The following is a 19,224-nucleotide window of genomic DNA, read 5'->3' as shown; positions in this document are numbered from 1 at the left end:
TGATAACCTTGTTCGCCTTGAGGTCCTTGCTCGCCATGATAACCTTTCTCGCCTTGAGGTCCTTGTTCGCCTTGAGGTCCCGTCATTCTAATTGATGCAATTTGTAGTAAGGTAATTTGTAATTCTTCGATTCGTCCAAGGAGTCCTTTCAGTGCAAGGCGGTTGACTCTAAATAATTTAGTAATGTACAGTAAAAAGTTTAGTAAGTTTTGTAATTCAATATATGTTGCATTTGCTACAAATGGTTGATTATCCAAAATTGTAATTAAATTTTCGACAATTGCAATGCCAGTTTCTCGTTGCGCAAGTGATAAGTTTAAGCGTTTTAGGAACCCATTTATTATTTCTAATAGGTTCATAAGTTCTGTTATGTTAGATGGTGTTGGGTTAGAAAATACAGTTGGAATAATATCAGTTAAGCCATTTAAGGTATCAGAGAAAAGTTTCATGTATAGTTCGGGGATAGGAGTATAATGGACTGCTGGGGTACGACGAGGTTGTGTTGGAAAATAAGGTTTTGAAACTTTTTTCGGATTCTCATTAAAGTAAGACATTAAAATGCTCCTTTCTAAGTAAGGTGGTAAAAACCTATCATAGTAGATGCGAGTTGGGTATAAAAAGGAATAGGAAAACGGGCTGTTTATATAAAAAATAGCAAAAACGCCTATTTATGAGGCGTTTTCTTTTTGTCTTACATATTGATAATACCTTTTTAAGGAAATTTTTGATTTAAAACCAATGCGTTTCATTATTTCTTGTTCTGGAATGTGTTGTTCAATTAATCGTAAAATAAAAGTGTTTCGAAAATGCTGGCTGGAAATTCCTTTGCGTAAATTTGCCCTAGCTACCTCAAGGCGAATCATTTTTTGGACTGCTATTTCTGTTAGTGCTTTTGGTGCATCGTTTTCGTACACCCACCGATATGTGTTGCGATTGAAATCGAATGCCACAAATAGGGGATCATCACTATGGTATTTTGGGCGAACTGGTTCAGGGATTTTTTTATAATAGTTATATAGTTGTTGTTTGTCATCGTGAGTTAAATTAATGGTTCTTTCAATACCTGCTACAGCTGGAATAGAAATTGTATTCGTTTCAAAATGAACGTGATGCATATTTAATGACACCAATTCTTGGAGGGATAAGCCGTAGTCAATGAGTAAGTTAACGATAGAAATATTACGATCCATTAATAATGGTCGGACAGGGCGTTGCTTCTCTGATAACCCTTCTAATGAAGTGAGGGTATGTTTTAAACGTTTTTCGTCTTCTTTTGAAATGAAATCTTCATCACGTAACGCGCGATTCGGTTGGATGATGAGTTCCATATCCTTTAATGGGTTTGGGAGGTTTAAAAACTGATATAGTCTATTTAAGACAATAAATACACGGTGCATTGTTTTTTCAGAGTAATTTCGTTTTTGTTTTAAGTCGGAAAAATAATCTTCGTAGTCTTTTGTACAAAGTGTAGCCCATATATTACTAGAGGGAAGTTTTTTATTTTTTCCTAACCAATGACCGAAATCTTCAATATCATAGACATAACGTTTAATGGTTGAAGGTTTTCGACCTTTATTTAATAAAAAGGCAGAAAAAGCTTGTACTGTATCATGAAGTTCCTTTGTTTCCATATTCCCACCACCCTTTTTTCTTATATTATAGCAAATTTTTCTGAAAATAGTTATTTATTGGGGGAGTGGAAATATTAATAATATTATTTGGTGAGTCGATAAAAAGAGGTGATTGTATGGAACAATCGATGCGAAAAAAAAATAGTAATCAAATTAATATCGTGTTAAATCACCGGAAAAAAATTTCAGTACCTGCTTCAGAAAAAAAAATGGTAATTTCAAGTGAAACGTCTACGAAGCATGAGATGCTACAGCGGATTGATGAGGAAATGGGTAAGCTTGTTGGGATGGAAGATATAAAAAAAATAATAAAAGAAATTTATGCATGGATTTATGTGAATAAAAAAAGGCAAGAAATCGGCTTAAAGTCAGAAAAACAAGTGCTTCATATGTTGTTTAAAGGGAATCCGGGAACGGGGAAAACAACTGTTGCAAGAATGATTGGGAAATTATTATTTGAGATGAACATTTTATCAAAAGGGCATTTAGTCGAAGCGGAACGTGCGGATCTTGTTGGAGAGTATATTGGGCATACAGCACAAAAAACAAGAGATTTAATTAAAAAAGCCATGGGTGGAATATTGTTCATTGATGAAGCGTACTCGCTTGCGCGTGGTGGAGAGAAAGACTTTGGAAAAGAAGCGATTGATACGCTTGTCAAACATATGGAAGATAAGCAACATGGATTTGTTTTAATTCTAGCGGGATATTCAAGAGAGATGAATCATTTTCTTTCTTTAAATCCCGGCTTGCAATCGCGCTTTCCATTTATTATTGAGTTTGCGGATTATACAGTGAATCAGTTGCTCGAAATTGGTAAGAGAATGTATGATGAACGAGAATATCAGTTATCAAAAGAGGCGGAGTGGAAATTCCGTGATCATTTACATGCGGTGAAATATTCATCACAAATTACATCATTTAGTAATGGGCGCTATGTCCGGAATATTGTTGAGAAATCCATTCGTACACAGGCGATGCGATTATTGCAAGAGGATGCATACGATAAGTATGATTTAATGGGAATATCAAGTGGCGATTTAACACTTGAAGAAGAGACGCACAGTTCATAAACTGTGCGTTTGCTTTATGAAGGTAAGTGTAATACGTCAGGTGCTATTTTGTGTTTTTTGTTTTTGCTCGTTGTTCTAGTTTGCTTTTTGGACTTGTATCAGCTACATCTGATGCAAGTCCTTGTGGATTAACGCTACTGCTTTGTCCGCGATTACGGTTATTATTTCCTTTTGCCATTTTTTGTCACCTCTATTCTTCTTTAGCTTTTTGTTGATATGCCCTATGATATCGTTCCATTTTTTCACTTTTTTCATGGGCTGATTTTGGATCGAAGTTAATTTGGTTGACTGAGCTTTTTTGAGCTCCTTTGTTTACGTGATTTGTCATTATGTTCACCTCTCTTTAAAATTTAGTATGGACACTATGAACAGAAAAACACGTCAGAAAAGAAAAAACCCTTTACGATATGTAAAGGGGTGAAGTTGCTATTTATGAAGAGAACGCTCCTTATTATCTAAGCGTTTGTGTGGTAAATGCCATTTGTAATGAATAGAGATCATACGGAAGCAAACAATTAAAATGAATAAAATGTACAATGCCCAATCGCTAACAACGATTTTGGCACCGATTAAAACCCCTGCTAAAATCGTCCAAAATGCATACACTTCGGAGCGAAGAACAAGAGGTTTACGGCGTGCTAGTAAATCACGAATGATACCGCCACCAATTCCTGTTAATACAGATGCAACAATTGTAGCGCTAATAGGTAAGTTGAGCTTTTGCGCATAAAGCGCTCCTTGTACAGCGAATGCCGATAAGCCAATGGCATCTGTAATGTTCTCCCAACGTTTCCAGTGTGTAATTAATTTATTTGGAAATAGAAAGATAATCGTCATTGATAAGAGTGCAATTTGAAATAACATATCTTGTTGCCAAAAAGCGCCGATTGGATAACCAATTAATAAATTACGAAGGGCGCCTCCCCCAAAAGCAGTTGCCATTCCTAAAATATATACCCCGAAAATATCGTAATCTTCTTCCATTGCGACAATAGCTCCGCTGAGTGCGAAGGCAATTGTGCCAATGATGCTAAAAATTTCCCATGCCATGAATTTTCTCCCCCGCTAACTAGATGAAATGTGCTTCCTCTGCTATTATATTAGAAGGTTTAAATTTCGAAAAGGATGAGTGAACATATTTGATGGAAGAAAAAGAAAAAGTCATATTAGTTGGCTGCCAATTGCCTCAAGATGATGATGAACGGTTTATGCATTCCATGAAAGAGCTTGCGTCGCTTGCGAAGACAGCTCGTGCGGAAGTTTTAGTATCTACAACACAAAAACGTCCGAAATTTCATCCTGCAACATACATAGGTAAAGGGAAATTAGAAGAACTTGCAGCGCTGACAGAAGAACTGGAACCAGCTGTTATTATATTTAATAATGAGTTAACACCGAGTCAAATTCGCAATTTATCCTCTGTTTTAGATGCAAGAGTAATTGATCGTACACAACTGATATTGGATATTTTTGCTCAGCGTGCAAAATCAAAAGAAGGTAAGCTTCAAGTAGAATTAGCTCAGTTGCAATATACAATGCCGCGTCTTATGGGGCAGGGACTAGCACTATCGCGTCTTGGGGGCGGGATTGGTACGAGAGGTCCTGGTGAAACGAAGTTAGAAACAGATCGTCGGCATATTCGCTCTCGTATTGATGAAATTAAGAAACAGCTAGCGGTTGTTGTGGAGCACCGAAAAAGGTATCGTGAGCGCCGAAAGGATAATCATGTATTTCAAGTTGCATTGATTGGTTATACAAATGCTGGCAAATCAACGTTGTTTAACAGATTAACAGAAGCTGATACATTTGAAGAAAACCTGCTATTTGCGACGTTAGATCCAACGACAAGAAAGATGCAATTGCCTTGTGGGTATACTGTATTGCTAACTGATACGGTAGGTTTTATTCAGGATTTACCGACGTCATTAGTTGCTGCGTTTCGCTCTACATTGGAAGAAGCAGGTGAAGCGAATGTAATCTTGCATGTCGTTGATTCTGCAGATCCCAATTATGTAGGTCATGAACAGACAGTGAAGCAATTACTACAAGACCTTGAAATTAATCATATTCCAATTATTACGGTTTACAACAAGAAGGATCAATTACATCAAAATTTCATCCCGTTTCCAAAAAGTGAGTTTCTTATGACAAGTGCCTTTGAAAAAACGAATTTATTACACTTGAAAGAATCGGTAGAGATGAAGATGATGGAAGAAATGGAAACGTATAAGGTTATGATTCCTCCAAGCGAGGGTAGATTGCTAACACTTTTAAAAACAGAAACGGTATTAACTGGGATGGAATTCAAAGAGGATGAATTCTTGTATGAGTGTACAGGTTATATATTTGTTCATTCAACATTGAATGGACAATTAAAGAGATTTTTAGTGCAAAAAGGAGAAGAGAATAGAAATGTTTGATCGTCTAAAAAATGGAGAAAGAATTGCTCCTATCGTAAAAGAAGTAGAAAGTCAAATTACAGATATACATAAACGCGTGGATGAGGTAATTGAGAGTAATCAATTCCGTGTATTAGAAAGTTTTCGTGAGCATAAAATTAGTGATTCGCACTTTATCCCAACAACAGGATATGGTTATGATGACATCGGTCGTGATACATTAGAAAAAGTGTATGCTGATGTATTTGGGGCGGAAGCAGGTCTTGTTCGCCCGCAAATTATTTCAGGTACACATGCGATTTCAACAGCTTTATTTGGTATATTACGTCCGGATGATGAGTTATTATATATAACAGGGAAACCGTATGACACGCTTGAAGAAATTGTTGGCGTACGTGGTAAAGGTGTTGGTTCTTTCAAAGAATATAACATTGGTTACAGTGCGATTCCGTTAACAGTTGAGGGGCGTGTTGATTTTAAAGCCGTAGAAGCGGCTATTCATGAAAAGACAAAAATGATTGGGATTCAGCGTTCAAAAGGTTATGCGACTCGTCCTTCATTTACCGTTGCGGAAATTAAAGAGATGATTTCATTTGTAAAGGAAATTAAACCAGATGTTGTTGTGTTTGTAGACAATTGTTATGGAGAGTTTGTGGAAGAGTTAGAGCCGTGTCATGTTGGTGCGGATTTGATGGCGGGATCTCTTATTAAAAATCCGGGCGGTGGAATTGTAAAAACAGGTGGATATATTGTTGGTAAAGAAAAGTATGTAGAAGCTTGTGCATATCGTTTAACATCTCCAGGGATTGGAGCGGAAGCGGGGGCGTCTTTATATAGCTTACAAGAAATGTATCAAGGTTTCTTCTTAGCTCCGCATGTTGCTGGTCAAGCGTTAAAAGGTGCAATTTTTACAGCTGCATTTTTAGAAAAGTTAGGAATGAATACATCACCAACTTGGGATGCTGCAAGAACAGACTTAATTCAGTCTGTTCAATTTGATGACAAAGAGCGTATGATTGCATTTTGCCAAGCGATTCAATATGCATCTCCAATTAATTCACACTTTACACCGTATCCAAACTATATGCCAGGTTATGAAGATGATGTCATCATGGCTGCAGGTACGTTTATTCAAGGTGCAAGTATTGAGTTGTCAGCAGATGGTCCAATTCGTCCTCCGTATGTTGCTTACGTGCAAGGTGGATTAACGTATTCTCATGTGAAGATCGCAATTTGTTCTGCAATTGATGCATTAATTGAAAAAAACCTATTAACAATTTCGTAAGGGAAAGCTGTCGATTTCGACAGCTTTTTTGCATAGAAGAAGGGATGTGTACCATTTTAAAAAAGAATAAAAAAATCATGTAAGAAAAGCTAACATCTATTGACACTAAACATAACATGGTATAAAATGAGAAACAGTTAAGGCGAAGGAGGAACTGAACAATGAAAGAAGATAGACGTTCTGCCCCGCTGTTTCCTATTGGTATTGTAATGGATTTAACACAACTATCTGCACGTCAAATTCGCTATTATGAAGAGCACAATTTAATTTTTCCAACCCGTACAAAGGGAAATCGTAGATTGTTTTCATTTAACGATGTAGATAAGTTGTTAGAAATTAAAGATTTGTTAGATCAAGGCTTAAATATGGCTGGTATTAAACAAGTGTTACAAATGAAAGAAAATCAAACAGAAGCAGTGCAAACAAAAGGAGAGACGAAAGAAATTTCAAAATCCGAGCTTCGTAAAATTCTTCGAGATGAACTGCAACATACAGGCAGATTTAATCGAACTTCATTACGACAAGGTGATATTTCAAGGTTTTTTCACTAGAAATGACTGATTCTGAAGGTGTTTAGAGGGACTAAGGAGGAATTTATAATGGCAAGGTACACTAGAGAAGATATTTTCCGTTTAGCGAAAGAAGAGAATGTAAAGTATATCCGTTTACAATTTACGGATCTTTTAGGAAGTATTAAAAACGTAGAGATTCCAGTTAGTCAGTTAACAAAAGCTCTAGATAACAAAATGATGTTTGATGGATCTTCTATTGAAGGATTTGTTCGTATTGAAGAATCGGATATGTACTTGTATCCTGACTTAGATACTTGGGTAATCTTCCCTTGGACTGCTGAAAAAGGTAAAGTAGCCCGCTTAATTTGCGACATCTACAATGCTGATGGCACTCCATTTGAAGGTGACCCACGTAATAACTTAAAACGTATGTTGAAAGAAATGGAAGCGCTAGGATTTACTGAATTCAACCTTGGACCAGAACCAGAATTCTTCTTATTCAAAGTTGATGAAAAAGGAAATCCAACATTAGAACTAAACGATAATGGTGGATACTTCGACCTTGCGCCGATGGATCTAGGGGAAAACTGTCGTCGTGATATCGTTCTTGAACTTGAAGAAATGGGCTTTGAAATTGAAGCATCTCACCATGAAGTCGCACCAGGACAACACGAAATTGATTTCAAATATGCGAATGCACTTCGTTCATGTGACGATATTCAAACATTTAAACTTGTTGTAAAAACAATCGCACGTAAACATGGTTTACATGCAACGTTTATGCCAAAACCATTATTCGGAGTGAACGGTTCTGGTATGCATTGTAACTTGTCATTATTTAAAAATGGAGAAAACATATTCTACGACCAAAATGGTGACTTACAATTAAGTGATGATGCGCGCCACTTTATCGCAGGTATTTTAAAACACGCGCCAGCATTTACAGCAGTAGCTAACCCAACTGTAAACTCTTACAAACGTTTAGTACCTGGATATGAAGCGCCTTGTTACGTAGCATGGTCTGCACAAAACCGTAGTCCGTTAGTACGTATCCCAGCATCTCGTGGCATAAGTACACGTGTAGAAGTGCGTAGTGTCGATCCAGCTGCAAACCCATATTTAGTAATGGCAACATTATTAGCAGCAGGTCTTGACGGAATTAAAAATAAATTAACTCCGCCAGCTGCAGTAGATCGTAACATCTATGTAATGACTAAAGAAGAACGTGAAGAAGCAGGTATCGTTGATTTACCAGCAACATTAGCACAAGCGTTAGTTAAATTACAATCTAACGAAGTTGTATGTGGTGCATTAGGTGAACATTTACTTGAGCACTTCATTGAAGCGAAAGAAATTGAGTGGGATATGTTCAGAACACAAGTTCACCAATGGGAACGCGATCAATATATGTCTCTTTACTAAGAGGCTCAAACCCTTGACACATAACGTGTTGAGGGTTTTTTATTTTGTGGGTAAAACACTTTTATTTGAAAGAGAAATAATTCACCCACAAAACACCCACAAAAAAATCAAACTTATCCCAACACGTTATTCATATAAGCTTCAAACTCCGAAATAGAATCTTTATTAATTTTGTCGCTAATATGAGAGTAAACGTTAGAAGTGATCTCGATACTCTTATGTCCTAATCGATCTTGAATGTATTTCATACTTGCACCAGATTCTAATAAAAGAACCGCGTGGGTGTGTCGTAATGAATGGATTTCTAATTTAGGTAGATTTGCTTTCTTTAGTATACGTGAGAATGCATTAAACAATGTTGACTTCGGTAAGAACTTTCCATCCATTCTTGAAAATACTAAGTCTAGTTCATATTCATACGCTTCTTGTAAAACGAGCTTATTAGTATTTTGCCATTTTTTATGTGCCAGGAGTTCATCAGCTAACTTTTTCGGAATCATAATTGTACGTTTAGATGTAAATGTTTTTGTATCTCCAAATACTTCTTCTTTTGTTTTAGCTGTAAAATCTAATGTTTTAGAAATAGTTATAGTTTGTTCTTTTAAATTTATGTCTTTCCATTGTAATGCAGCAGCTTCACCTTTACGCATACCTGTATTCAGAAGCATTTTGAAAAAGATGTAGTAAATATAGTTGTATTGATATGAAGTCTTTAAGAAAAGGGATATGTCCTCACTTCGCATATATTTCAATCCTTCTCTTTCTTTATTATTCTTATTTGAAATAATTACCTCCTCACAAGGGTTATTCTCGATTTTTTTTAAACTGACAGCTTTTTTCATGGCATTGTTCATTGTACCGTGAATAATTTGAACAGTTTGCTTGCTATATCCTTGATCAGTTAAGGAGTTAATAAATTTTTGGTACATCATTGGTTTGAGTTCTTTTAGGTTTATATTTTTAAAGTAGGGGATGAGATGTTTTTCGATATTACGGTCATGTAAGATATAAGTGTTTTTCCTTACATTATCTTGCTTAAATAATTTTAGCCAGTCTCTAAGGTAGTACTTTAATGAAGTAGGTGTGATTTCAACCTCTAAGCCATTTAATAATTTCTTTTCTTCTTCAGCAGCCGCAATTTGAGCCTCTTTTTTAGTCTTGAATCCACGTTTTGATTTTTCTTTGTATTTTTGAGTATAAGGGTCTTTATATCTGACTCGGAATTCCCAAACATATCCGAATTTTCTGAAGCTAGCCATTATTTCATTCCCTCTTTCTTTATAATTCTAAAGTGGCTAGATTAAACATCTAACCACTTTACGGGAGTTTCTTTATAACCCGAAACTTCAAATTTTATTTCACCATCAACCTTATAGATTTTTTCAACGATAGGTACCTTTTTAATTTCTTCTTGTTTAATAAAGGTTTTTTTTCGTTTTTCTCGTTCAGCGGTTAAATCAATAATCAAAATGTTTCACCTCCTTTTAGTAAGGCTTATAAAATTCTAATAGTTCAACTGGAATATTATTTTTGTATGCTATACATGCTTTTGTATCACCAGGATGAATGTTTTTTTTGTCAATTAACAAAAGCGCAGCAAACGTATTTGCCTCTATCTCTAATTTATCAACAGAAAAAAATGTGTTCTTACGTAGAAAAGGTGTGTTTGCATGAGTGTGTAGGATTGCATGTCCTAATTCATGGGCACAAACAGTTCTTTGCATGGATGGAGATAAATTATTATTAATAACAATGAAGCGATTTCTTTTTTCATATTTATAAAATCCGTTTATTTCCTCGTGTAAATCCCAGTTTAGTACATTAATCTTTAAGTAATCTGCAAGCTCATAGGGGTTATTCGTGTTGTATTTTTTGCAAAGTTGTTTGACTAGATCTCTTATGACGAATTTCAATGTTTTCCCTCCTAAGCTCGCATCAGTTATCGTCAGTATTACGATATTTCTTAGGAACGTATTTTTTATTGATTACTTTAGTTTGTTTCACGATGTATTCCATTGCATCTAATAATGATTCTACGGCTTCTTCGCTCATGGGCTCACCAGAGAACATTAATCCGTCTTCACCTTGAAGATCTCTTTTTATTTCTTCCATTCTTTTTTCGATATCTTTTTCATCTTTGGTGGTTAAATGCATTTGATTTGTTCTTCCGAGCAAGAAATCAGTAGTGACATTGAAGTGATCAGCTACTTTTTGTAGTCTATCTGCAGAGGGATAGGCTTTATCCCATTTTCTTATTGTTCCATTGCCAAAATCTAATTCTTTTTCTAATGCAGCTATGGATGTATCGTTGCTTTTACATAAATTTTTTATAGTGTTCACTAAGCTCATTCTAATCACCTTTCGTACTTACAAACGGATAGTCTGTAGACTAAAGATATAATTTGACAATTAGTCTGAGAGCTATTATTATTAGTTTGTAAGCTAATTTATTAGCTAAAAAGAGTATAAAAATCGATTCGCATTTTAGAAACTAATATTGAGGGAAATATATAGTTTTGTATTCGTATACCTTTTTATAATTATAATTTAGCATGTAGACTAATTTCGGTCAATAAATCAGCGGAAATATTCGCATTTCGAAAGGTGTGAACATCTAGGTGAAGTATTCAAGCTTTGGAATTGAGGTAAGGAAGGTTTTGTTAGAAAGGAATTTAACACTAACGGTATTAGCTTCAGAACTAAAAATATCAGTTTCATATTTATCTGATATTTTAAGAGGATCTAGAAAAGGTAAGAAACAAAAGAAAGCGATTATTGAATTACTTGATTTGAATATATGTGAGGAGGATTTGAAGTGGCAGAACAAATAATGGTAGTAGAGGAAAAGGAAGAATTAATTGTAGGCGATAGTAAAGAAAGATTTGTGTTCATTAAAAACAATGAAGTCGTGACAGATAGCTTAGCTGTAGCTGAAGTTTTGAAAAAAAAGCACAAACATGTATTAAGGGATATTAAAGTTCAAATGGAAAAGTTGAAAAGTGCAGGAGAAGGGAGATTTACTGAGTCCAACTTTGGGCCTAGCTTTTATAAAGATGTTACAGGACGAACTTTACAAAAGATTGATATGACAGAAGATGCATTCACAATATTGATGTTTTCTTATAGCACACTTGAAACGATGAAAATTAAAGTGAAGTTTATTGAAGAATTTAAAAAAATGAAAAAATACATTGAGAAAAAGTTAATACTACCTGCTGATACATTTGGGCAAATAGAATTATTAGCTGCAGGAACAAGTAACTTAAATAAACGAGTTTCTTCATTAGAACAATTAATTGAAAAACAAGTCACAGTTGATTATGGTCAGCAACGAGTGATTGAAAAAACAAAAGCCAAACGAATCTATTTTTTATGGAAAAACGAACATGTTGATAAAGAAGTACATGACTCTACTCGTAAGTTATTTGGATTATTAGGGCGAAATTTAAAAGATGCATTCAATGTTAATAGTTATCGTGACATTTTGAAGAAGGATTTTGAGGAAGCTTTGAACTTTATAAATGGCTGGAGACCAATGGTTTGAAAATCAGGGGGAAACGATTATGTTCAATGTTCAAATAGACGAGGATGTTGTGAAGGAATTATGTGTGGAAGAAATTCAAAAGAAGGTTAAAGAATATGATGCTGAATTAACGTTTTGGGATACAAAAGAACTTAAAAAGCGTGTATGTATGTCGTGGAATACAATTCAAGATCAGTTCTTCTTTGATCCGCGGTTCCCAAAATTTAAAGTGGGTAAGAAATGGTATTTTCCGGCAAAACAGGTTCAAGCGTTTTTAATAGAGTGGGCAGAAGAAAGGATGGATTAGTTATGTTAATAATCGATTACAACAATGTAAAAGTATCTGATTATCTTAGATTACTAGCTCATTATACGTTACCAAATAAAAAGCAACGTCGTTTAATTGAGAACAGATTTATATGTTTAAACGCTCTGATTAAAAAAAGGAAGGTGAATCTAATGGGAATTGAAAGCTTAGTTTTATCAGAAGATGTAGAGTTAGCAAAATCATTGCGTAACAAGAAGGAGAACTACATAAAGAATCAATTCCTGTTAACTCGCATTGCTAGGCAGAAAAATACAGAAGGTAAAACAAAAGAATTCTATCAAGCTTGTAAAGAGTATGAGGAATGGGGAGAAAAAGCTAAAGAATTTAATGAGCAACTGGCAAAGCTATTCTTCAAAAAGGAAGAGCGTGACCGTGTAGAAATGGTAGCAAATCGAATGCGTGAGGTCGATATACCGGACCATATCATTGAGTACGTGTTAAATGAATAAAAAGAAACCCACGGCAATGGGTTCCTCAAATAAATAGAACTGCATTTATTATAGCAAGTAATTAAAGATTTGAAAACGTGAGAGGTAGATATTATGGGGATTTTTCGAGTTAAAAAGGATAATAATTATTCCGTTATAAATAATACCAGTTTAAAAGATGAAAGGCTTTCTTGGAAAGCAAAAGGTATTTTGGCATATATTCTTACTCTTCCAGATGATTGGGTGTTTTATAGAGAAGAATTAGCTAGCCATGCGAAAGATGGTATTAACAGTTTGAGAGCTGGGATGCAGGAATTAAAAGAACATGGATATGTTAAACGATTCCCTATAAGGAATGAAAAAAACAAAATCATTAGATGGGAGACTGTTATTTACGAAATCCCAGTGGATGAAAACCAACCAGTGGAAAAGCCAGTGGATGCTTTTCCACCGGTGCAAAACCCACCGGTGGAAAATCGCCAGCTACTAAATACTAATATACAAAGTACTAAAGAACTAAGTACTGATATACAAAATACTAATCATCATCATGTTGATAATGACATCTCAACCCAAAAATTAGTTGATGAAGAATTTAAAATAAGTTATAACTTTTTGCTAGGAAAAGGAATCCCTTTAAGTGAAATTGCGATTACAGAATTAGGAGAGTTTTGTAACACTTTAGGAAGCGAACTAATTGTACATGCAGTAAACAAAGCTCTCGATGAAAATGTACCAAAGTGGAGATATATACGTTCCATTCTTAGTAACTGGGAAAAGCAAAAAGTAAAAACATTAAATGATGTTGCTGCATTAGATGCACAGTTTGAGCTTAGTAAGAATAAAAAGAAATCTGGTACAGGATACACACAACGAAATGAAATGGTACCAGAATGGCTACATCAACAAGAAAATGAAGATTCAAGAGAAAAGCATCAACAAAATACTCATTCAAATATAGATGAAGAGCGTAAAAGATTAGAAGCTGTATTGCAAAAATATAAATCCTAGGAGATGTTTACATGTTGGATCCATTTAAGGTAGGAGATTGGTGTGACATTTGCGGAGATAAAATAGAAAGTTTCGAGATGCGTTCCATGTATATTGAAGGCTGTGAAAAAACGCTTTGTCAAAAATGTTGTAATGAAATGAAAAAAATGTAAAAGTTGTAGATTTTTATGTACTGCAGGATGTTATGAAAAAGCTGATTGAGATGTTTGGAAGAAATAAAGTACGGCAATTCAATTTAACTGCAGCCGAACAGTTTGTCAAAGAGAATGACATTTCTATGAAAATAGAAAAACGTGGCGGTAGATTCCACCAAGAACGATTAGGAGAATTTAGTGTATTCTCTACAGCAGAATTAATAACAGTAATTACATTCTTAAAACGAAAGGTTAGTAGCCATTTATGGATGAACGCAGTAATTGGAGCAATCTTAAATCAGCAAATAACAATTACATTATCCCTAGAAGGTAATAGCTATGACTGAACAAATTACGATGGAAGACATGATTTTTGAGCAATTAGATACGTATTTAGTAGACATTGTTACAAATTACGGTTTTAAATTGGAGTTTTGTAAAGCTGAAAATGAAAAAGAAGCACGGCTCTTAATACGTGAGAAATATCGTAAACATTATGATTTTCGAATTCGTAGTGTAGAGGTTTCTAATAGATCTTTAGAAGAAATTGAAGCGTTAGATTAAGAAGGAGAAAAGAAAATGGATTTACAAATAGGTAAAGGTTTTACAAAAGTTCGTGGTATTGAACAAAAACAGAATGCAAATAGAAAAAAGTAGGTGAATCATCATTTGTTTGATTGGATGAAAGACTATCAGAAATTAGAAGAAGACATTGCTTATTTGGACTACAACTTAGATAAAACAAAAGCTGAATTAAAACGCTGGATTAGTGGTGATTTACGGGATGTTCGTCTAACTGCTGAATCGGACGGTGCGAAAGTAGAAGAACATCTTGAAGCGATTGAATATGAATTAGCTCATAAGATGAATGCTATGTACGATTTAAAGTATTTGATTAGTAAGTTTACAGGATTAGAAAATCGAATACTAAAAATGAAATATGTGGACGGAATGACTTTAGAACAAATAGCTTTTGATTTACATTATAGTACAGGCTATATCCGACGTAAGCATGCTGAAATAAGAAAGATTGTCAAGTTCCTAGATGAATTTTAATGTTACCTTTATGTAGGTGGCATGTGGTGTACAGAAACCATTGAAAAAATGATTTATAGTAGTAATATAAGGTTTTGACGAAAGGGCAACTATTTTATGGTTGCTCTTTTTCTTGTGAAAGAAAGTATTATGAATTGATTTTACAGAATAATGAGCATTTAGCAGTTAGATGTACTTAGTAAAGTAGGTTTTTTAGACAGAAAATAATTAGGGAAAGTAAGGAGATGTTTAGTAATGAATAAATTAGTTGCTTCACCTAAAACAGTTAATCTGCCGCAACAGGTTCTACGATGGCAGACAATGGTAGAAAATGAATGTACAGCACAAGCTGTACCTGAGTTAGTGCCTTATGTGCTTGGAATTATTATGGTGGAAAGTGATGGGGATTCCGAAAAGACTCCCGATATTATGCAGTCAAGCGAATCACAAGGAAGGCCCAGGAATTCAATTGACAACCCCAAGGAGTCGATTTATTACGGAGTAATGCATTTAAAAGGAGCTTTTGCAGATGCAAAGAAGTACGGTATTAATGATTTAAGTGCTATTGTTCAAGCATATAATTTTGGACGTGCTTACATCCGTTGGTTAGCTTCTAACAGTAAACAGCATTCACTACAGGTGGCAGAACAGTATTCTAAAACTGTTGTTGCACCATCTCTTGGAAATAACACTGGTGCTATGGTTCGATATAGTCACCCTATCGCTGTGGCATACAATGGTGGCTATAAATATAAAAATGGTGGGAACTTTTTCTACGCTGAAATTGTTAAACAATATGTGGATTTTAATGGAGGAACTGATCCTACAGATGTAGATACACGTCAGAATGTCTCGTTACCTCCTGATTGGCTAACCAATAACTTAGGTTGGCTGCAATGTATGCAACGCCAATCTTGGGTATATAAAGAGCCAAATGAGTTTGCGGAAGTAGTAGGAAAGATTTTTTTTTTATAATTGGGTTCCCGAAACAGCAATGCGTATCGAAAAAGACGGTAAAAGTAAAGGTGTCATTTGGAATGAATGGGATGGATTAGAGTGTTACCATCATGCTAATTATAATAGTGGCATACGTGATCGTGTAGGTGTTGGTCAGTGGGAAATTGAGTTTAGAGATAACAATTGGATTTACATTAAAGATAAAGGCTGGGTAGAATTTGACGAAAAAATCATCCGTTGGATTCGATAAAAAGGAGCGGGCTCTTATGAGTCGGTTCTTCTTTATTTTTACATCAATAATAAACTTAAAAATAGCTTTGTTATAGAAGGTATCTTAATATACAACTTTTATGTTGATAAATACGAAGTGGGTTTCTTCCTAAGGTGTTAACTATAGAGAAAAGGAGAAGTTTCAGCGTATTTCTTTAGCGGTTTTTGTAAATTCATTCAAAGGTAAATTTATTAGCAGAAAGGGAAAATTTCTTCCAGTAATTAAAAAAGGAGTATGTAAGAATGAAGAAAATAGCAGATATATCTTATTATAATGGAACTATTAATTGGGCAGAAGCGAGTAAAGAGTTGGAACTTGCAATTATTCGTGTACAATATGGATCTAATAAAATTGATTCAAAGTACAAGGAATATGTACAAGGTTGTAAAGCATATGGAGTTCCATTTGGTCATTATGCTTATGGATGTTATACAAGCGTTCAGGATGCTATGGTAGAAGCGAATGATTTTATGAACCGTGCTGACAAGGATGCAAAGTTTCTTGTATTGGATGTAGAAGATGATACACTTGCTAGTTGCGGGCCAACTAACTTGGCAAAAGCGTCTCAGGCTTTCATTGATACTTGCCGAGCGGCAGGCTGGAAAGTTGGATTATATGTATCACATCACATGTATACAAGTTATGGATTAAATAGTGTAAGTGCAGATTTCCTATGGATTCCTCGTTATGGTGGCAGTAAACCTGCTTATAGCTGTGATATTTGGCAATATACTGATAGAGGTAGCGTTGCAGGCATAACTGGTAATTCTGGTAATGTAGATTTAAACTACTTAGTTGGAAATAAATCTATTGAATGGTTCATAGGAAATGGTTCTAATCCTAAAGAGCCCGACCCTACAGATGTAGATACTCGAAAGAACGTCTCGTTACCGTCTGATTGGCTAACCAATAACTTAGGTTGGTTGCAATGTATGCAACGCCAATCTTGGGTATATAAAGAGCCAAATGAGTTTGCGGAAGTAGTAGGAAAGATTCCTCTTGGCAGTGGTCATGTTTATTTAGGGAACGCATGGGATGGAAAAAGATTTTGGTTTAAAATTGCAAATGATAATTGGGTTCCCGAAACAGCAATGCGTATCGAAAAAGACGGTAAAAGTAAAGGTGTCATTTGGAATGAATGGGATGGATTAGAGTGTTACCATCATGCTAATTATAATAGTGGCATACGTGATCGTGTAGGTGTTGGTCAGTGGGAAATTGAGTTTAGGGATAACAATTGGATTTACATTAAAGATAAAGGTTGGGTAGAATTTGATGAAAAAATCATCCGTTGGATTCGATAATAAAAGAGACGGCTCTTATTGAAGTGACACCCAAAAGTTAGACAGTTTATTGCATTAGGCAGCTTCTTGGGCATGGGTTCGATATTTTAAAGAGCTTATGCCTTTTAATTTTACCGTAATTCTTTTGTGATTATAATAATGGATATCATTCTTTAATTTTAGTTTAAAATGCTCCAAACTCTCAAATTTCTTAAGATAAAGTGGAATATAATAGGATACTAGTTTCTAAATTGATCCTTCTGAAAAACCTCTGCAATCAATAGGTCGTGGAATTGCTACATCTAAATATCCAATTGGTTGGTGTGTTATTCTATATAGCCAAGCACAAGGTGGATATTTTACGGATAACGTAATTAATGATAAAACACAGTATTTTATTTTAAGTGCAGCTTGATATGAACAACCTATGTTATATATTGGAAACAGTACATGGTTAAAAGAAGAACATTTTGATGTTAGGTAACGACAGAGAGCTTTTCGTTCTGTTCATCTTAAAATTTGAAAAACTATAATATACCCAAAAAATAATAAATATAGACAGTGAACGAAGGTGCTCATGTAAGTACCTTTTTTATATTGTGTAAAAATAGAAAGGAAGATTAATATGGCAAAATTTATTTATCCAACAGATACAACGAGAGTAACAAGCGGTTTTAGAGGTAACAGACCAGATCATCATGGGATAGACCTTGCTGAAGCGGGTGATCATCCGATTTATGCAGCGGCTAGTGGGCAAGTTAGTAGTTCTTATCCTTCATCCAGTTATGGTGAATGTATTATGATTGTACATACTATAGATGGAGTTACATGGGAAACGGTATACGCTCATATGCGTAGTGGTTCTCGAACGGTTAAAGCAGGCGATTATGTTACACAAGGACAAACAATTGGAGTTATGGGGAACACGGGGCAGTCTAGTGGCCAACACTTACATTTTGAATTGCATAAAGGACGCTGGAATATTAATAAGAGTAATGCTGTGAACCCGTTAGACTACTTGGGGAAAGAGGACGGTGGCAACACTGGAAATGGTTCTGATCCTACAGATGTAGATACTCGTAAAAATGTTACACTACCTTCCGATTGGCTAACCAATAACTTAGGTTGGTTGCAATGTATGCAACGCCAATCTTGGGTATATAAAGAGCCAAATGAGTTTGCAGAAGTAGTAGGAAAGATTCCTCTTGGCAGTGGTCATGTTTATTTAGGGAACGCATGGGATGGAAAAAGATTTTGGTTTAAAATTGCAAATGATAATTGGATTCCCGAAACAGCAATGCGTATCGAAAAAGACGGTAAAAGTAAAGGTGTCATTTGGAATGAATGGGATGGATTAGAGTGTTACCATCATGCTAATTATAATAGTGGCATACGTGATCGTGTAGGTGTTGGTCAGTGGGAAATTGAGTTTAGAGATAACAACTGGATTTACATTAAAGATAAAGGCTGGGTAGAATTTGACGAAAAAATCATCCGTTGGATTCGATAATAAAAGAGACGGCTCTTATTGAAGTGACACCCAAAAGTTAGACAGTTTATTTCATTAGGTAGTGGATATTTTACGGGTAATGTAACCAATCATAAAACATCGTATCTTATTTTAAGTGAACAACCTATGTTATGTCTTGGAAACAGTACATGGTTAAAAGAAGAACATTTTGATGTTAGATAAGAATAAAGGATTAGAGTCGCTCGTTTGAGTGGCTCTTTATTTTGGAATCGGGGCATGACCGGAAATGAAAAATGGCAGTGTTGTCCTACACAATAAGTTGTTTTCGTGTCTCGATTCGAGAATGAAAGGAGTGGCTCAGTGATTAGTTTGTTTAAATACTTTATAACCGTTGAGGCTATTCTTTATAAAGATATTAGAAAACACGTAATCAAGTCACCAAAGAAAAAGAGCGAAACAGA

Annotated in this window: 24 protein-coding genes and 3 pseudogenes; 17 read left to right on the top strand and 10 right to left on the bottom strand. The window is 35.1% G+C overall.

Going from position 1 to position 19,224, the window contains the following annotated elements; all coding sequences use genetic code 11:
- Nucleotides 1-554 (bottom strand): collagen-like repeat preface domain-containing protein (locus BLV40_RS00580; RefSeq protein WP_139265483.1); only part of this gene is annotated, 554 nt, incomplete at its 3' end.
- A 114-nt stretch (nt 555-668) separates the two neighbouring features.
- Complete coding sequence (locus BLV40_RS00575) at nt 669-1,631, bottom strand: tyrosine-type recombinase/integrase (protein ID WP_026592633.1); 963 nt, start codon at nt 1,629-1,631, stop codon at nt 669-671.
- 116 nt (nt 1,632-1,747) lie between these two features.
- Here BLV40_RS00575 and spoVK point away from each other — a divergent pair, with 116 nt between their 5' ends.
- Entirely contained in the window at nt 1,748-2,704 is a 957-nt protein-coding gene (gene spoVK / locus BLV40_RS00570; protein WP_090687002.1) for a stage V sporulation protein K, read from the top strand.
- Nucleotides 2,705-2,747: 43 nt separating this feature from the next.
- On the opposite strand, the gene BLV40_RS29565 is transcribed toward spoVK, so the two are convergent.
- From BLV40_RS29565 to BLV40_RS00565, 3 genes are all read right to left on the bottom strand, one after another.
- Nucleotides 2,748-2,882, bottom strand: coding sequence for a hypothetical protein (locus BLV40_RS29565; protein WP_001051869.1), 135 nt, complete (start codon nt 2,880-2,882; stop codon nt 2,748-2,750).
- 12 nt (nt 2,883-2,894) lie between these two features.
- A complete protein-coding gene (locus BLV40_RS28310; RefSeq protein ID WP_170833591.1) occupies nt 2,895-3,032 on the bottom strand; it encodes a hypothetical protein in 138 nt (45 codons plus the stop codon).
- A 98-nt stretch (nt 3,033-3,130) separates the two neighbouring features.
- Nucleotides 3,131-3,754 carry a trimeric intracellular cation channel family protein gene (locus tag BLV40_RS00565; RefSeq protein ID WP_026592635.1) on the bottom strand — a complete coding sequence of 208 codons (624 nt, stop codon included), beginning with the start codon at nt 3,752-3,754 and terminating at the stop codon, nt 3,131-3,133.
- Nucleotides 3,755-3,846: 92 nt separating this feature from the next.
- Here BLV40_RS00565 and hflX point away from each other — a divergent pair, with 92 nt between their 5' ends.
- The 4 genes from hflX (at nt 3,847) to glnA (ending at nt 8,322) form a co-directional block, all read left to right on the top strand.
- The gene (hflX, locus tag BLV40_RS00560; protein WP_139265481.1) at nt 3,847-5,124 is read left to right on the top strand and encodes a GTPase HflX; all 1,278 of its coding nucleotides are present in this window, start codon (nt 3,847-3,849) and stop codon (nt 5,122-5,124) included.
- The gene (locus BLV40_RS00555; protein ID WP_026592637.1) at nt 5,117-6,388 is read left to right on the top strand and encodes a methionine gamma-lyase family protein; all 1,272 of its coding nucleotides are present in this window, start codon (nt 5,117-5,119) and stop codon (nt 6,386-6,388) included. Before hflX ends, BLV40_RS00555 begins: the two co-directional genes overlap by 8 nt.
- A 161-nt stretch (nt 6,389-6,549) precedes the next feature.
- Nucleotides 6,550-6,939: a transcriptional repressor GlnR gene (glnR, locus tag BLV40_RS00550; RefSeq protein ID WP_000656778.1), complete on the top strand. Its 390-nt coding sequence runs from the start codon at nt 6,550-6,552 to the stop codon at nt 6,937-6,939.
- 48 nt (nt 6,940-6,987) lie between these two features.
- Nucleotides 6,988-8,322, top strand: a complete 1,335-nt coding sequence (glnA, locus tag BLV40_RS00545) for a type I glutamate--ammonia ligase (protein ID WP_026592638.1) — start codon at nt 6,988-6,990, stop codon at nt 8,320-8,322.
- Nucleotides 8,323-8,435: 113 nt separating this feature from the next.
- On the opposite strand, the gene BLV40_RS00540 is transcribed toward glnA, so the two are convergent.
- From BLV40_RS00540 to BLV40_RS00525, 4 genes are read right to left on the bottom strand one after another with little or no spacing between them, the layout of a single operon-like run.
- Nucleotides 8,436-9,581 carry a tyrosine-type recombinase/integrase gene (locus BLV40_RS00540; RefSeq protein ID WP_090686997.1) on the bottom strand — a complete coding sequence of 382 codons (1,146 nt, stop codon included), beginning with the start codon at nt 9,579-9,581 and terminating at the stop codon, nt 8,436-8,438.
- A gap of 41 nt (nt 9,582-9,622) precedes the next feature.
- Nucleotides 9,623-9,790 carry a hypothetical protein gene (locus BLV40_RS28305; RefSeq protein WP_090686996.1) on the bottom strand — a complete coding sequence of 56 codons (168 nt, stop codon included), beginning with the start codon at nt 9,788-9,790 and terminating at the stop codon, nt 9,623-9,625.
- Nucleotides 9,791-9,806: 16 nt separating this feature from the next.
- Nucleotides 9,807-10,235, bottom strand: coding sequence for an ImmA/IrrE family metallo-endopeptidase (locus tag BLV40_RS00530; RefSeq protein WP_090686994.1), 429 nt, complete (start codon nt 10,233-10,235; stop codon nt 9,807-9,809).
- 22 nt (nt 10,236-10,257) lie between these two features.
- The gene (locus BLV40_RS00525; RefSeq protein WP_090686992.1) at nt 10,258-10,671 is read right to left on the bottom strand and encodes a helix-turn-helix domain-containing protein; all 414 of its coding nucleotides are present in this window, start codon (nt 10,669-10,671) and stop codon (nt 10,258-10,260) included.
- Between the two features lie 269 nt (nt 10,672-10,940).
- On the opposite strand from BLV40_RS00525, the gene BLV40_RS00520 reads away from it, so the two are divergent.
- The 11 genes and pseudogenes from BLV40_RS00520 (at nt 10,941) to BLV40_RS00470 (ending at nt 17,313) form a co-directional block, all read left to right on the top strand.
- On the top strand, nt 10,941-11,153 hold the full coding sequence (locus BLV40_RS00520; RefSeq protein WP_090686990.1) for a helix-turn-helix domain-containing protein: 213 nt from the start codon (nt 10,941-10,943) through the stop codon (nt 11,151-11,153).
- Nucleotides 11,138-11,866, top strand: a complete 729-nt coding sequence (locus BLV40_RS00515) for a Rha family transcriptional regulator (RefSeq protein ID WP_139265433.1) — start codon at nt 11,138-11,140, stop codon at nt 11,864-11,866. The genes BLV40_RS00520 and BLV40_RS00515 overlap by 16 nt, the downstream gene beginning before the upstream one ends.
- Nucleotides 11,867-11,885: 19 nt before the next feature.
- On the top strand, nt 11,886-12,152 hold the full coding sequence (locus BLV40_RS00510; RefSeq protein WP_090686988.1) for a group-specific protein: 267 nt from the start codon (nt 11,886-11,888) through the stop codon (nt 12,150-12,152).
- 152 nt (nt 12,153-12,304) lie between these two features.
- Nucleotides 12,305-12,622, top strand: coding sequence for a hypothetical protein (locus BLV40_RS00500; RefSeq protein WP_090686987.1), 318 nt, complete (start codon nt 12,305-12,307; stop codon nt 12,620-12,622).
- A gap of 93 nt (nt 12,623-12,715) precedes the next feature.
- On the top strand, nt 12,716-13,612 hold the full coding sequence (locus BLV40_RS00495; protein ID WP_090686985.1) for a DnaD domain-containing protein: 897 nt from the start codon (nt 12,716-12,718) through the stop codon (nt 13,610-13,612).
- An 11-nt stretch (nt 13,613-13,623) separates the two neighbouring features.
- Nucleotides 13,624-14,093 (top strand): annotated as a pseudogene (locus BLV40_RS00490) (hypothetical protein).
- Entirely contained in the window at nt 14,086-14,310 is a 225-nt protein-coding gene (locus BLV40_RS00485) for a hypothetical protein (RefSeq protein ID WP_090686983.1), read from the top strand. The pseudogene BLV40_RS00490 and the gene BLV40_RS00485 overlap by 8 nt, the downstream one beginning before the upstream one ends.
- Before the next feature lie 105 nt (nt 14,311-14,415).
- Nucleotides 14,416-14,802, top strand: coding sequence for a hypothetical protein (locus tag BLV40_RS00480; RefSeq protein ID WP_090686981.1), 387 nt, complete (start codon nt 14,416-14,418; stop codon nt 14,800-14,802).
- A 234-nt stretch (nt 14,803-15,036) separates the two neighbouring features.
- Nucleotides 15,037-15,612: pseudogene (locus BLV40_RS29010) on the top strand (lysozyme family protein); the annotation flags it as partial.
- 163 nt (nt 15,613-15,775) lie between these two features.
- Nucleotides 15,776-15,988, top strand: coding sequence for a hypothetical protein (locus BLV40_RS29005; protein ID WP_244525323.1), 213 nt, complete (start codon nt 15,776-15,778; stop codon nt 15,986-15,988).
- Nucleotides 15,989-16,251: 263 nt separating this feature from the next.
- Entirely contained in the window at nt 16,252-17,313 is a 1,062-nt protein-coding gene (locus BLV40_RS00470; protein WP_090686979.1) for a GH25 family lysozyme, read from the top strand.
- A gap of 54 nt (nt 17,314-17,367) precedes the next feature.
- Here the strand turns inward: BLV40_RS00470 and BLV40_RS00465 are convergent.
- A pseudogene (locus BLV40_RS00465) lies at nt 17,368-17,514 on the bottom strand (IS3 family transposase); the annotation flags it as partial.
- A gap of 403 nt (nt 17,515-17,917) precedes the next feature.
- Between BLV40_RS00465 and BLV40_RS00460 the strand changes: the two are divergent.
- A complete protein-coding gene (locus BLV40_RS00460) occupies nt 17,918-18,802 on the top strand; it encodes a M23 family metallopeptidase (protein ID WP_090686977.1) in 885 nt (294 codons plus the stop codon).
- Nucleotides 18,803-19,224 lie beyond the last annotated feature (422 nt).

The sequence above is a fragment of the Bacillus sp. 166amftsu genome, assembly GCF_900107445.1.
Taxonomy (GTDB): Bacteria; Bacillota; Bacilli; order Bacillales; family Bacillaceae_G; genus Bacillus_A; species Bacillus_A arachidis.
The sequence above is the reverse complement of the archived record's forward strand: the minus strand, read 5'-3'. Positions and strand labels throughout refer to the sequence as shown.

Bases quoted from the DNA above. Each gene is read 5' to 3' on its own strand.
- BLV40_RS29565 (WP_001051869.1), bottom strand. From the start codon at position 2,882: ATGGCAAAAGGAAATAATAACCGTAATCGCGGACAAAGCAGTAGCGTT.
- BLV40_RS29005 (WP_244525323.1), top strand. From the start codon at position 15,776: ATGCGTATCGAAAAAGACGGTAAAAGTAAAGGTGTCATTTGGAATGAA.
- BLV40_RS28310 (WP_170833591.1), bottom strand. From the start codon at position 3,032: ATGACAAATCACGTAAACAAAGGAGCTCAAAAAAGCTCAGTCAACCAA.
- BLV40_RS00540 (WP_090686997.1), bottom strand. From the start codon at position 9,581: ATGGCTAGCTTCAGAAAATTCGGATATGTTTGGGAATTCCGAGTCAGA.
- hflX (WP_139265481.1), top strand. From the start codon at position 3,847: ATGGAAGAAAAAGAAAAAGTCATATTAGTTGGCTGCCAATTGCCTCAA.
- BLV40_RS00510 (WP_090686988.1), top strand. From the start codon at position 11,886: ATGTTCAATGTTCAAATAGACGAGGATGTTGTGAAGGAATTATGTGTG.
- BLV40_RS00470 (WP_090686979.1), top strand. From the start codon at position 16,252: ATGAAGAAAATAGCAGATATATCTTATTATAATGGAACTATTAATTGG.
- BLV40_RS00575 (WP_026592633.1), bottom strand. From the start codon at position 1,631: ATGGAAACAAAGGAACTTCATGATACAGTACAAGCTTTTTCTGCCTTT.
- glnR (WP_000656778.1), top strand. From the start codon at position 6,550: ATGAAAGAAGATAGACGTTCTGCCCCGCTGTTTCCTATTGGTATTGTA.
- BLV40_RS00565 (WP_026592635.1), bottom strand. From the start codon at position 3,754: ATGGCATGGGAAATTTTTAGCATCATTGGCACAATTGCCTTCGCACTC.
- BLV40_RS00460 (WP_090686977.1), top strand. From the start codon at position 17,918: ATGGCAAAATTTATTTATCCAACAGATACAACGAGAGTAACAAGCGGT.
- BLV40_RS00525 (WP_090686992.1), bottom strand. From the start codon at position 10,671: ATGAGCTTAGTGAACACTATAAAAAATTTATGTAAAAGCAACGATACA.
- spoVK (WP_090687002.1), top strand. From the start codon at position 1,748: ATGGAACAATCGATGCGAAAAAAAAATAGTAATCAAATTAATATCGTG.
- BLV40_RS00555 (WP_026592637.1), top strand. From the start codon at position 5,117: ATGTTTGATCGTCTAAAAAATGGAGAAAGAATTGCTCCTATCGTAAAA.
- BLV40_RS00495 (WP_090686985.1), top strand. From the start codon at position 12,716: ATGGGGATTTTTCGAGTTAAAAAGGATAATAATTATTCCGTTATAAAT.
- BLV40_RS00485 (WP_090686983.1), top strand. From the start codon at position 14,086: ATGACTGAACAAATTACGATGGAAGACATGATTTTTGAGCAATTAGAT.
- BLV40_RS00500 (WP_090686987.1), top strand. From the start codon at position 12,305: ATGGGAATTGAAAGCTTAGTTTTATCAGAAGATGTAGAGTTAGCAAAA.
- glnA (WP_026592638.1), top strand. From the start codon at position 6,988: ATGGCAAGGTACACTAGAGAAGATATTTTCCGTTTAGCGAAAGAAGAG.